Origin of the sequence: Galactobacter valiniphilus (assembly GCF_003575975.1) — a bacterium.
Lineage (GTDB): Bacteria > Actinomycetota > Actinomycetes > Actinomycetales > Micrococcaceae > Galactobacter > Galactobacter valiniphilus.
In genome coordinates, this window is the sequence record NZ_QQXK01000027.1 from 31,732 (window position 1) to 43,712 (window position 11,981).

The following is an 11,981-nucleotide window of genomic DNA, read 5'->3' on the forward strand; positions in this document are numbered from 1 at the left end:
CCATGGCCCGCATGATCTTCGTCAATCTGCCCGTGAGCAATTTGGACGTCGCGGACGCCTTCTACGACGGCCTCGGCTTCACCAAGATCGGCCCGTTCTCTAACGACGTCGCGAGCGCGTGGCGGATCGACGAGAACATCTGGGTCATGCTTCTGCTCCCCGGCTTCTACTCAACCTTCCTGCGCGAGGGCGACCAGCCGAGCACCCCCAGCGGCACGCAGCAGAAGCTCAACGCGCTTTCCGCCGACTCGCGCGAGGAGGTCGATGCCTTCGTGGCCGCCGCCGCGACGCACGGCGGCCGCGTATACCGCCCCGCGGTCGAGGAGATGCCGGGCATGTACGGCGCGGCGGTCAAGGATCCCGACGGCCACGTCTGGGAAATCATGTGGATGGACCCGGCGCTCGCGGGCGGCGCCTGAGCGCTTCGCGCCCGCACCGAGGGCAACGAACGACGGCGGGCGGCCGGGCGCGAACCCGGCCGCCCGCCGTTCGCGCGCCCGGCTACGGGGCCGGGTGCCAGCGCTTGAACTTGCGGTGCTGGTTCACGAGCGAGGCGGCGATGTAGAACCAGCGGCGCGGGTGCGTCTCGGCCATGTAGACGAGCGGGTGGGAGTGCCCGCCGCGCTTGAGCAGGCGCTTGATCGTGGCCTGCAGATCCGCCGGGACGTAGCGGCGCAGGAGCGACTTGGGCAGCACGGAGTAGAGGTGCTCGCGCGTGGCGTGGACGAAGGCCTCGTCCTGGCGCAGGCCGTCCTCGAGGAACTCCTCGACGTAGAAGCGGGCCACGTTGTTGCCCGCCGCCGTGACGTAGAAGTGGTTGCGCCCCAGGCGCGGGTTGAGCTCGAAGTAGCGGTAGGAGCCGTCGCGCGGGTCGTACTTGAGGTCGAACATGGCAAAGCCGCGCCAGCCCAGGTCCTGCAGCATGCGCCGGCCCGTCTCCACGACCTCCGGGTAGGCGCCCGAAACGATCGCGGCGGAGTTGCCGAGCGCGCCGGGGGCGTGCTCCTCCACGACCACGCGGCCCGCCGCGCCGAAGCGGACGTTGCCCGCCTTGTCGGCAAAGAAGGTCACGAGGTGCATGCCGGAGTCGGGGCCGGGGATGAGGTCCTGGACCACAAAGCCTGCGGCGTAGCCCGCGGCCTCGGCGTCCGCGACGAGGCGGGCCAGTTCCTCGGCCGAGGCGACGGTGTGGACCTTCTTCTGGCCGGGGAACTCGACGTCGTGCCAGGCCACCGAGTCGGAGGCCTTGACGATGGCGGGGTAGCCCACGCCGGCGGCGAGCGCGGCGGCCGGGGCGTCGTCGCCCAGGCGAACCACGGCGGTGGCGGGCGTGGGGACGCCGCGCTCGGCGCAGAGGGCGTCGAATCCCTCCTTGGTGGTCACGGCCAGGAGCGGCTCGAGGTCGGCGTAGGGCACCACGGCCCAGGGCTCCAGGCGCTCGCGGTGCTCCACGATGAGCCGCGTGTGCGGGTCGTTGGAGGCCAGGAGCAGCACCTTGCGGGTGCCGTTCAGGGAGAGCTCGCGCGCCTGCGCCTCGACGAAGGCGAGCAGGCCCGCCTCGTCGGCGTGGTCGGCGAAGACGCGGGCCTGGACGATCCGGGAGTGCGCCAGCAGGCCGGTTATCACGGAGGGGATCGCCACGGAGGTCACACCGTAGGCCTCGTGGAACTCCCTGGCCAGCGAGTAGGCCCCGATGTCGCCGCCCAGGATGAGGGGGACGAAGGGCTGGGAATCCTCGATGCGCATGGGCTTCAGCCTACCGAGCGCCGCGCGCGAGCCGCGCCACATACCCCCTAGGGGTACTTGCGACCGTACCCCTAGGGGGTATAAAGTTCTCGCCATGAGCGAGCAAGAGCACACCACCCACGGCTACTCCGCCGACAAGGAGGCCCTCCTGAAGCGGCTGCGCCGCATCGAAGGCCAGGTGCGCGGCGTCTCGCGCATGGTGGACGAGGACAACTACTGCATCGACGTCCTCACCCAGATCTCCGCCGTGAACGCCGCCCTGCACAAGGTCTCGCTCGCCCTCGTGCAGGACCACATCGGGCACTGCGTCGTGGACGCCGCCGCCCGCTCCGCCGAGACCGGGGACGCCACCATCGTGGCCGACAAGGTCGAGGAGACGGCGGTCGCCATCGGCCGCCTGCTGCGCTAGCCGCCCCGTTCCCACCCCACGTGGGCCGGCACCCACCCGGCCACCCGCCGTCGTGCCCTTGATCAGGGCCCGCCACCCCAAGGAGTCAGCATGAACACCACCGTCACCATCTCCGGCATGACCTGCGGACACTGCGTCATGAGCGTCAAGGAAGAGATCGAGGCCCTGCCCGGCGTGACCGGCGTGGACGTGAACCTCGTGGCCGGCGGCCTCTCCACGGCCACCGTGACCGCCGAGCGCGAGATCACCGTCCTCGAGATCTCCGAGGCCGTGGCCGAGGCCGGCTACACGGTCGTCGCCGAGAACGCCTGATCCCCCACCACAAGGAGTTGATCGCCGTGGCTGCACGGCAGAACCCCACGATGGACGCGCCGGACGCCACCGCGCTGCGCGTCGTCGACCTGGACATCCAGGGCATGACCTGCGCCTCCTGCGTGGGCCGGATCGAACGCAAGCTGGGCAAGTTGCCCGGCGTCGAGGCCAGCGTGAACCTGGCCCTCGAATCCGCGCAGGTCACGGCGCCCGCGTCCATCAGCGATGAACAACTCCTCGAGACCGTGGCCGCCGCCGGCTACACGGCGACGCCCAAGCCCCAACCGGGCGGCTCCGGCTCGGCCGGCGCCGACGACGCCGACACGAGCGCCCCCGAGCGCAACGACCACCTCTTCGCCCGCTTCCTCGTGGCCGCGGCGCTCACGGTGCCCGTCCTCATCGTCTCCATGGTGCCCGGCGCGCAGTTCCCGCACTGGGGCTGGGTCGTCGCGGCGCTCACCACGCCCGTGGTGACCTGGGCCGCCTGGCCCTTCCACCGCGCCGCGGCCGTCAACGCGCGCCACGGCGCCTCCACGATGGACACGCTCGTCTCCCTCGGCATCGCCGCCGCGTACCTCTTCTCGCTGGGCCAGCTGCTCGCGGATCCGGGGCTCACCGCCCACGCCATGTGGGGGCACCCCATGGACATGAGCGATCACCAGCTCTACTTCGAGGTCGCCGCGACCGTGGCCACCTTCCTGCTCCTGGGGCGCTGGCTGGAGCACCGCGCGCGGCGCTCCGCCGCCGACGCGCTGCGCTCGCTGCTCGCCTTGGGCGCGCGGACCGCGCGGGTGGTGCACGACGACGGTTCGGTCGCCGAGGTGCCGGTCGATGCCTTGCGCGTGGGTGACGTCATCGACGTGCGCCCCGGCGACAAGATTGCGGCGGACGGCGAGGTGCTCTCCGGGCACTCCGCCGTGGACGCCGCCGTCATCACTGGCGAGTCGGTGCCCGTGGAAGTGGGTCCGGGGTCCCTCGTAACCGGCGCCACCATCAACGCCTCGGGGAACCTGCGCGTGCGGCTCACCCGCGTCGGCGAGGACACCACCCTGGCCTCGATGGGCCGCATGATCTCCCAAGCGCAGACCGCCAAGGCCCCCATCACGCGCCTCGCCGACCGGATCTCCTCCGTGTTCGTGCCCGTGGTGCTGGTCTTGGCCGCCGCGACCTTCCTCGTGTGGTGGCTCGCCGTGGGCGACCTCCGCGGCGGCTTCGTGGCCGCCGTGACGGTGCTCGTCATCGCCTGCCCCTGCGCCCTGGGGCTCGCGACGCCCGTGGCCCTCGTGGCCGGAACCGGGCGCGGCTCGCAGCTGGGCATCCTGCTCTCCGGGCCGCAGGTGCTCGAGGAGGCCCGCGGCGTCGACGCCGTGATCCTTGACAAGACCGGCACCCTCACCGAGGGGCGCATGGCGCTGGCCGCCGTGACGGTGGCGGCGCCCTCCGGCGAGCCGCTGCCCGCCGGGCTCTCCCCCGAGCGTGCCCTGGCCCTGGCCGGCGCCGCCGAGGACGGCTCCGAGCACCCCATCGCCCGGGCCATCGCCGACGCCGCGCGAGCAGGCTGGACGCGGCCGAGTGCGGCCGCCCAGTCCGACGAGGCCGCGCCGTCTGGCACGCTCCCGACCCCCGTGGCCGGCGAGGCCGCCCACTCGGGCGGCGCCGCGCCGTCGGGCAGCCTCCTGCCCGCCACGGGCTTCGTGTCCTCCGCCGGGGGCGGCGTGGCCGCCACGGTGGACGGGCACGCCGTGGTGCTCGGCAAGGCCGACCACCTCGTTGCCGCCGGCGTGCCGGTGGGGCCCGAGGCCCTTGCCGCACTGGCGACGGCCGAGGAGGCTGGGGCCACGGCCGTGCTGCTGGGCGTGGACGGGGCCGTGGCCGCCGTGCTGTCGGTGACCGACACCGTGAAGCCCAGCTCCGCCGCCGGCGTGGCCGCGCTGCGCGAGCTCGGCGTGACGCCGTGGCTCGTGACGGGCGACAACGCCGCCGTGGCGGGCGCCGTGGCCGCCGAGGTGGGGATCTCCCCCGAGCACGTCGTGGCCGGGGTCCGCCCCGAGGGCAAGGTGGAGCGCGTGCGCGCGCTGCAGGCCGCCGGGCGCCGCGTGGCCATGGTGGGCGACGGCGTCAACGACGCACCGGCGCTGGCCGCCGCCGACCTGGGGCTCGCCATGGGTGCCGGCACGGACGTGGCGCGGGCGAGCGCGGACATCGAGCTCATGGGCTCGTCCGTGAAGCAGGTGGCGCAGGCGATCGGGCTCTCCAGGGCCACGCTGAAGATCATCCGGCAGAACCTGTTCTGGGCGTTTGCGTACAACGTGCTCGGTCTGCCGATCGCGGCGCTGGGCCTGCTCAACCCCATGATCGCGGGCGCCGCCATGGCCGCATCCTCGGTGATCGTGGTGACCAACGCCCTGCGGCTGCGCCGCTGGGGGCGCTGAGTCGGCGCGCGGCTCCGACCGCGCCCGGCCGCTGGCCCCCCTGATTCCCTGGACCCGCGGCGCCCCCATCACACCACACCGAACATCCGAAAAACGACGGAACATCGTCTCTTCGACGATGCTCCGTCGTTTTTCGGATGTTCAACGGCGGCGCCGATGCGAGGATGTCCGCATGTCGGCCGAATTCGAGACGTCTCCCTACCTCAGCCTTCCCCAGTGGCTGGGGAGCTACGCGGGCGACCCGTTCGAGGACGAGTTCCCGGCGGCCCACGCCTGGGGGCTCTTCGAGATCATGGACGAGGGCGGGCGGTTCGGCTGGATCGAACGATCCAGCCTCGGCTACGACGCCCAGGCCATCTGCGCCCAGCTGAGCGGTTTCCTCGGCGACGTGGAGCGCTGGCCCTCCGCCACGGACAACGACCCCGAGCCGGAGGAGACGGAGGTTCTCGGGGATCCAGCTTCCCTCGCGGACCAGGCGCTCCCCGGTGACGAGGGCTCCTTCCGGCTCAGCTCCGACTACGACGGGCTCACGTTCATCCAGATGCGCCCGGGGGACCGCCTCACGGACCGCTGGGTGCTGCTGATCATGGGAACGGTGCCGCCCGACGAGCACGAGGCCCCGGCCCAGATTCGCATCCGCGGCCTGAGCGGCCCCGAGCTCGAGGGCTACCTGCGCCTCGCCGTCGCCCGCTTCACGGAGTCGCTGTCGTGGTCGGCGCCGGGCGAGCGGGAGGACGAGGACAGCGCCGAGGACGAAGACGACGAACCCCGCGCCCGGGACACAGCATTCGGCGAGCTCGTGTCCGGGTGGGACTTTCCCGCCCACGCGCAGTGGGCACCCGCCGAGCTGTGGGCGGCGATCGAGATCGAGTCCACCCGGGGAGAACGCTGCTGGGTGGAGCGCAGCACCACCTGGCGGGATCCCCGGCTGCTCGCCGCCACGCTGCTGCGGCAGGCCCGCCTCGTCGAAGACGCGCTCATCAACGACTGGGACGAACCGGAGGACCGGCCGCCGCGGGCGCGCGTCCCCGAGACGCCGGCGGCGGACGAGCCCGATCCCGCCACGCCGGTCGGCCTGCTCGACGCGCGCCTCGCGGCGCTGCGCGTTCCGGCGCTTCCACCCGGCTGGAGGGCCCGCCGGCTCATGCTGCTGAGCATCCCCGACCCCGCGCTCGACCCCCTCTCGGTCCACCGGCTCTACGCCGCGAACCCGGACGCCTGGGTCGCCTACCCGTTCGTCAGCGACGCGGAGGAGCTGGGGCTGCTCCGCGGGGCGCTGCGGTACGCCATCCGCTGAGCGGGCGCGCGCCGCCATTCAGCCCAGGGCGTGGCGCGGGCGTCCGCCGCGGCGCCCGCGCGGTGCGAGGATGAGGGCATGAGCACCGCGTCCGACTACCTCCGGGTCCCCCTCACCGCCTTCCTGCGCGGCGAGGTGTTCCCGCCCTTCGAGGCCGAGGCCGCCCCCGTGCACGCGTGGGGGCTCTTCGAGGCCATCGACGCCGACGGCGCCCTGACCTGGGCCGAGCGCATGACCGAGGGCGCCGAGGTCGAGTCGGTCTTCGCGCAGCTCAGCGGCTACCTGGGCGACCTCGCCCGCCACGACGTGTGGCTCGAGGACGATGAGGACTTCGCCCCCGTCCCCGCGGGCGAGCTCGCCGAGGAGGAGGAGCAGATCGAGCTCGACGCCCGCTTCGAGGCCCTGCGCTTCATCGACCTCGACCCCGGGCTGCGCCTCACGGGCCGCTACCTCTTCCTGCTGCTCATGGACCACGAGCCCGGCACCGACTCCAACGCCGTCCTCTTCGACCGCGGCCTGAACGCCTATGAGGTCGAGGGGCTGCTGCGCGTGGCCCAGCTACGTTTCACCGAGACCCTCTCCTGGTCCGACCCCGAGCCGGAGACCATCGTCCCGGCCGCGCCGCCGGCCCGCGGCACCTTCGGCGAGATGTTCGGCGGCTGGTCCTTCCCCACGCTCGAGGCGGGCGTGCGCCTCACGAGCGCGTGGGCCGTGACCCAGATCGAGTACCAGGACGGCAACGTCGACTGGGTGGAGCGGCGCACGCAGCCCCTCGAGGACGACCGGCTCGCCGGCATCCTCGCCTGGCGCGTGGCACACCTCGAGGAGTATTCGGTGGCGTCCTGGGACGATCCGGACGAGCGCCCCGGCTTCCCGAGCCCCTTCCGCCTGGGCGAGTTTGAGGAACCCCTCGAGGGCGAGGAGCCGGACTACGACCCCACGCGCCGAGACGGCCCGCTCTCCAAGCGCATCGCGCGCCTCGAGTGCCTGGCCCTCGAACCCGGCATGATCCCCGTGCGCACCTTCATGGTGGCCCTGGGCGTGGACGCCGACGGCGACCCGCACACCTACCTGGCGTACGCCGCGCGCCCCGCCTGGAACGAGTCGCTGGACTACTTCTCCGACTTCGAGGAGCTCGGCCTGCTGCGCTCCTGCCTCCGCGACCTGCTGCGCTGATCGCACCGCGGCCCATCGCCGCCGCCCATCGCCGCGATCAGCGTTTGAGCTGCGCGGCCATCGCCTTGCTGAACGCGCGGACCTGCGTATAGACGGCGTAGTCGCCCGGCTCTCCGCACGCGCTGCCCCACGACACCACGCCCACGACGCGACCGCCGACCACGAGTGGCCCGCCGGAATCGCCGAAGCACGGCGAGGGGCCGCCGCTCTTTCGGCCGGTGCAGAGCATGGTCGCCGCGATGAAGTCGCTCTTGTACCTCGCCTTGCAGGTGGCGTCCGCGGCGATGGGCGTCACGGCCCGGCGCAGCGTGATGGGGTCCTCCGACGTGGAGGTGATGCCCCAGCCGTAGACGCTCGCCTTTCGACCCGCCTTCTCGGACGAGGAGCTGGTGGCCAGCTTGGCCACGGACCCCTTGATCTTGCGGTCGAGCGTGATGATCGCGATGTCGTTGCGGTACGTGTACTCGTTGTAGGCCGGGTGCACCCACACGCTCTTCGCCCGCGCCGGCTTGCCCTTGAGGCGGTTGAGGCTGCCCACGCTGAGCCGCAGCGAGGACTTGCGGCCCCCATCGACGCAGTGGGCCGCCGTGAGGACTTTGGTGGGGGCCAGCAGCACGCCGCCGCACCACTGATCGGGTCTCCCGTCCGGCGAGACGGCGCCGTCCACGGCGTTGATCGCCACCATGTACGGGGCGTCCGTTGCCGCCGCCTTGCGCCCGTCGATGATGGCGGCGGCGCGGGGCGCCGGCGCCACGACGCTCGATCCAACCACGAGAGCCAGGGCGGCAAGCAGGGCGCCACCGACAACACGCCAGTTCATGGGTTCATCCCTTCACACGCAAGGAGACAGGAGCACTGCGGCAGGCAGGGTGAGGCGCCCAGCGTAGGCGCGGCGTCCGCGCCGCCGAAAGGGAGGCGAGGCAACGATCGGGTGACGGACGCGCACAAGGCCCCGCACGACGTCGTGCGGGGCCTTTGGCTTGCCCCTCGCCTTCGGGCGAGGGGCGGGCGGGTCTCAGTCCTGCGGGATGAAGGCGGCCGCGAGGGCCTCCGTGCCGCGCGCCAGGAGGGCGACGTCCGCTCCCACGTTGACGAAGTCGGCGCCAGCCTCGATGTAGGCGCGGGCCTGGGCCTGGTCGAAGGCGTTGACGCCCACGACCTTGCCCTGCGCCTTGACGTCGGCGATGACCTGCTTGACCGCGGAGACCACGGTCGGGTGCGTCTGCTGACCCAGCAGCCCCATGGAGGCGGCGAGGTCGGAGGGGCCGAGGAAGACGGCGTCGACGCCCTCGACGCCGGCGATGGCGCTCGCGTGGCGCAGGGCCGTGGCCGACTCGATCTGCACGATCAGCGAGACGAACTCGTGGGCGCGCGTCAGGTAGTCGGGGATGCGGCCCCAGCGGGCCGAGCGGGCCAGCGCGGAGCCGACGCCGCGCACGCCGGCGGCCGGGTTGCCCGGCTGCGGGTAACGCACGGCCTTGACGGCCTCCTGCGCCTCGGCGGCGTCGTTGACCATGGGGACCATGATCGTCTGCGCTCCGGCGTCCAGGACCTGCTTGATGAGGACCTCGGAGTTCTCCGGGACGCGCACCACGGCGAGCGTGTGGTACGCGGCGATGGCGCGCAGCTGGGCCTGGATCGACTCGAGCCAGAAGCTGCCGTGCTCGCCGTCCATGAGCAGGAAGTCGAAGCCGGCGCCGGCGCAGATCTCGGCGCTCGTGGCGCCGCCGTCGCAGATGAACATGCCGGCGACGGTGCGCTTCTCGCCGACCGAGCCGGGGCCGAAGAGGTCCTTGAAGGACGGCTGGGCGCTCAGATGAACTGGCACGTGACCACTCCCAACTGGCCGTAGTCGGCCGAGACGGTGGAGCCGGGCTGCACCCACATGGGGCGGGTGAAGGAGCCGGCCAGGATGATCTCACCCGCGCGCAGCTTGTCGCCGTGCTCGGAGAGGCGGTTGGCGAGCCAGTGCACGCCGTTGGCGGGGTGGCCGAGGACGCCGGCGGCGACGCCGGTCTCCTCGATCTCCTGGTTGTTGGAGAGGATGCCTCCGACCCAGCGCAGGTCGATCGCGTCCGGCTTCACCGGCGAGCCGCCCACGACCATGAGGCCCATGGCGGCGTTGTCGGCGATGGTGTCGACGATGGTGCGCCCGGCCATCTCGACGCGGGCGTCGAGGATCTCCAGGGCGGGGACCACGTACTCGGTGGCGCGCAGGACGTCGAAGATCGTGGCGTCCGGGCCCTCGATGTCCTCCTTGAGCAGGAAGGCGAGCTCCATCTCGACGCGCGGCTTGGTGTAGTCGGCGTGGTTCAGGACGCAGCCGGACTCGCGGATCATGTCCTTGAAGATGACGCCGTAGTCGGGCTCGGTGATGCCCGTGGCGTACTGCATGGCCTTGGAGGTCAGGCCGATCTTGTGACCGGCGACGACGCGGCCTGCCTCCTCGCCGCGCTGCTTCCAGATGTTCTGGACCGCGTAGGAGTCGGCCACCTCCATCTCGGGGTAGCGCTGCGTGAGCAGCGGGACGGGGGTGCGGGTCGCAACGGCCTCGACGAGCTCGTCAGCGATGGCGGTGCGGGTGGCGTGATCCAGCATCAGTTCTGTCCCTCCTTGAAGGCCTGGTACTTGGCCTTCCACTCGCCCGTGGGCGGGAAGAGGCCGTCGACGGCGTGCCCGGCCTCGACCTGCTCGAGGACCCAGGCGTCCTGTGCCTCGGCGGCCGCGGCGTCGGCGGCAACCTGGGCCACGAGGGCCGGCGGGATCACGACGATGCCGTCGGAGTCGGCCACGATGATGTCGCCGGGCTGCACGGCGGCGCCGCCGCAGGCGACGGTCGTGTCGATGTCCCACGGGATGTGCTTGCGGCCGAGCACCGAGGGGTGCGCGCCGTTGTGGAAGACGGGGACGTCGATGTCCTCGACGGCGGCGAGGTCGCGGACCGCGCCGTCGGAGACGATGCCGGCGGCGCCGAGCACCTGGGCACGGGTCACGAGGATGTCGCCCATCGTGGCCGCGCCCTGCTCGCCGCGGGCCTCCATGACGAGGAAATCGCCCTCGTTGAGGTCGTCGATGATGCGCTTCTGGGCGTTGTAGCCGCCGCCGACCTGCTTGAAGAGGTCCTCGCGCAGCGGGACGTAGCGCAGCGTGCGGGCGCGGCCGATGACGCGGCGGCGGCCCTTCGTGGCGGTGAGGCCGGCGATGGTGCAGTTTTCGATGCCGGCCTTCTTGATGGAGGTCGACAGCGTCGCGATGGCTGCGGCCTCCAGCTGGGCGCGGACCTCGGGGGTGAGGACGTCGGCCTCGGCGGCGGACGCGAGGCCGGCGGCCTCCTCGTCACCCCAGGCGTCGATGCGGTCGGCGTCGGTGACCTTGGTCGGGTTGCCGAAGGTCTTGAAGCCCTCGGCGCCCTGGACGGCGGTGGTCAGCAGCTCGCCCGTGGTGGCGCCGTTGCCGGAGACCTCGACGGAGACGACGTCGCCCGGCTGGAAGACGGAGGAGCCGGCGGGGGTGCCGGTCAGGATGACGTCGCCCGGATGCAGGGTCATCTGCTGGGAGAGGTCGGCCACGATCTGGCCGAAGGAGAAGAGCAGCTCCTGCGTGGTGGCGTCCTGCACCACGGCGCCGTTGAGCTTGGTGACGACCCGCAGGTTCTCGGGGTCGAGGCCGGCGGCCGGCAGCAGCACGGGGCCGAAGGGGGTGAAGCCGTCGCCCGACTTGGAGCGGATGTTGGAGCCCTTGTCCGCGTACTTGATGTCCTGCACGCCGAGGTCGTTGGAGGCGGTGATCCAGCCGACGTGGGCCCAGCCCTCCTCCGGCGTGACGCGGCGGGCCGTGGTGCCGATGACGAGGGCGATCTCGCCCTCGAACTGCAGCAGCTCCGTCTCGGCCGGGCGCTCCACGGAGTCGCCGGAGAGCGAGAGGGAGGAGGTCGCCTTCATGAAGTACGAGGGGAACTTGGGGGTGCGGCCGCGCTGCTCGGCGCGCGAGCTGTAGGAGAGGTGCACGGCGAGGACCTTGCCGATCCCGTCCAGCACCTCCTGCGTCACGGGCACGGTGGCGGTGGTGTCGGTGGGGAACACGGGCGATCTCCTTCGAAGCGGCGTGTGGACTTCCCCCAATCGTATACGAAATCGGATGATTTAGGTCACGTCCACGCACATCCGCGGGGAAAGCGAGCCGGACGCGGCCGCGAACGCGGGTCCACCCGGGCGTCCGGGCGGACCCGCGAAAAATGGTCCGCGGGCGGCTCCTCTCGACGAGCCATCCGCGGACCACGTGAGCCGATCACGGACCAGCGCGATCGGCTCAAGCTTTCTCTTGCGCCGGAGACGGGACGGCTCCCCCGCCGGGCGGCCCGTGCCCACGCACAGGCCGGGCCGCCCGGGGAGTGTAAAGCGCCGTTGTTCGCAGAAGGAGCCACCCTCATAGCCCTTCCGCAACGGACACTCCGCGTTGCCGCAGCAGGTCTCCCTGGGGCCGGCCGAACACCCACAGTTCGGCCCGCCCCACCGATGCCGCGACGATGCACTCGCCGGGCACGGGCGCGGATCCCCCTGGCCGTGCCGCGCGCCGACTCCTCGCGAACGGTGCAGCCACGCTCTGGCGC

11 protein-coding genes are annotated in these 11,981 nt (G+C 72.2%); 6 read left to right on the top strand and 5 right to left on the bottom strand.

Annotated elements, in window-relative coordinates:
• The first annotated feature begins 2 nt into the window (after positions 1-2).
• On the top strand, positions 3-419 hold the full coding sequence (locus DWB68_RS12585; protein ID WP_119425476.1) for a VOC family protein: 417 nt from the start codon (positions 3-5) through the stop codon (positions 417-419).
• Positions 420-501: 82 nt separating this feature from the next.
• Here the strand turns inward: DWB68_RS12585 and DWB68_RS12590 are convergent, their stop codons facing one another.
• A complete protein-coding gene (locus tag DWB68_RS12590; protein ID WP_119425477.1) occupies positions 502-1,746 on the bottom strand; it encodes a carboxylate--amine ligase in 1,245 nt (414 codons plus the stop codon).
• A gap of 94 nt (positions 1,747-1,840) precedes the next feature.
• Between DWB68_RS12590 and DWB68_RS12595 the strand changes: the two genes are divergently transcribed.
• From DWB68_RS12595 to DWB68_RS12615, 5 genes are all read left to right on the top strand, one after another.
• On the top strand, positions 1,841-2,155 hold the full coding sequence (locus DWB68_RS12595) for a metal-sensitive transcriptional regulator (protein WP_199700448.1): 315 nt from the start codon (positions 1,841-1,843) through the stop codon (positions 2,153-2,155).
• A 90-nt stretch (positions 2,156-2,245) separates the two neighbouring features.
• Complete coding sequence (locus DWB68_RS12600) at positions 2,246-2,467, top strand: heavy-metal-associated domain-containing protein (RefSeq protein WP_119425479.1); 222 nt, start codon at positions 2,246-2,248, stop codon at positions 2,465-2,467.
• Between the two features lie 50 nt (positions 2,468-2,517).
• Positions 2,518-4,899: a heavy metal translocating P-type ATPase gene (locus DWB68_RS12605; RefSeq protein WP_119425480.1), complete on the top strand. Its 2,382-nt coding sequence runs from the start codon at positions 2,518-2,520 to the stop codon at positions 4,897-4,899.
• Positions 4,900-5,071: 172 nt separating this feature from the next.
• Positions 5,072-6,196 (top strand): hypothetical protein, encoded by a 1,125-nt coding sequence (locus tag DWB68_RS12610; RefSeq protein WP_119425481.1) that lies wholly within the window; start codon positions 5,072-5,074, stop codon positions 6,194-6,196.
• A 78-nt stretch (positions 6,197-6,274) separates the two neighbouring features.
• Positions 6,275-7,372: a hypothetical protein gene (locus tag DWB68_RS12615; RefSeq protein WP_119425482.1), complete on the top strand. Its 1,098-nt coding sequence runs from the start codon at positions 6,275-6,277 to the stop codon at positions 7,370-7,372.
• Positions 7,373-7,409: 37 nt separating this feature from the next.
• Here DWB68_RS12615 and DWB68_RS12620 read toward each other — a convergent pair whose 3' ends face one another.
• The 4 genes from DWB68_RS12620 to DWB68_RS12635 form a co-directional block, all read right to left on the bottom strand.
• A complete protein-coding gene (locus DWB68_RS12620; protein WP_119425483.1) occupies positions 7,410-8,192 on the bottom strand; it encodes a S1 family peptidase in 783 nt (260 codons plus the stop codon).
• Between the two features lie 195 nt (positions 8,193-8,387).
• Positions 8,388-9,200, bottom strand: a complete 813-nt coding sequence (locus tag DWB68_RS12625) for an HpcH/HpaI aldolase family protein (RefSeq protein WP_119425484.1) — start codon at positions 9,198-9,200, stop codon at positions 8,388-8,390.
• Positions 9,185-9,970, bottom strand: coding sequence for a fumarylacetoacetate hydrolase family protein (locus DWB68_RS12630; protein ID WP_119425485.1), 786 nt, complete (start codon positions 9,968-9,970; stop codon positions 9,185-9,187). The genes DWB68_RS12625 and DWB68_RS12630 overlap by 16 nt, the downstream gene beginning before the upstream one ends.
• On the bottom strand, positions 9,970-11,454 hold the full coding sequence (locus DWB68_RS12635) for a fumarylacetoacetate hydrolase family protein (protein WP_119425486.1): 1,485 nt from the start codon (positions 11,452-11,454) through the stop codon (positions 9,970-9,972). The genes DWB68_RS12630 and DWB68_RS12635 overlap by 1 nt, the downstream gene beginning before the upstream one ends.
• Between the last annotated feature and the right edge of the window lie 527 nt (positions 11,455-11,981).

Coding starts and splice junctions, on each gene's coding strand:
- DWB68_RS12585 (WP_119425476.1), top strand. CDS start 3: ATGGCCCGCATGATCTTCGTCAATCTGCCCGTGAGCAATTTGGACGTC.
- DWB68_RS12590 (WP_119425477.1), bottom strand. CDS start 1,746: ATGCGCATCGAGGATTCCCAGCCCTTCGTCCCCCTCATCCTGGGCGGC.
- DWB68_RS12595 (WP_199700448.1), top strand. CDS start 1,841: ATGAGCGAGCAAGAGCACACCACCCACGGCTACTCCGCCGACAAGGAG.
- DWB68_RS12600 (WP_119425479.1), top strand. CDS start 2,246: ATGAACACCACCGTCACCATCTCCGGCATGACCTGCGGACACTGCGTC.
- DWB68_RS12605 (WP_119425480.1), top strand. CDS start 2,518: ATGGACGCGCCGGACGCCACCGCGCTGCGCGTCGTCGACCTGGACATC.
- DWB68_RS12610 (WP_119425481.1), top strand. CDS start 5,072: ATGTCGGCCGAATTCGAGACGTCTCCCTACCTCAGCCTTCCCCAGTGG.
- DWB68_RS12615 (WP_119425482.1), top strand. CDS start 6,275: ATGAGCACCGCGTCCGACTACCTCCGGGTCCCCCTCACCGCCTTCCTG.
- DWB68_RS12620 (WP_119425483.1), bottom strand. CDS start 8,192: ATGAACTGGCGTGTTGTCGGTGGCGCCCTGCTTGCCGCCCTGGCTCTC.
- DWB68_RS12630 (WP_119425485.1), bottom strand. CDS start 9,970: ATGCTGGATCACGCCACCCGCACCGCCATCGCTGACGAGCTCGTCGAG.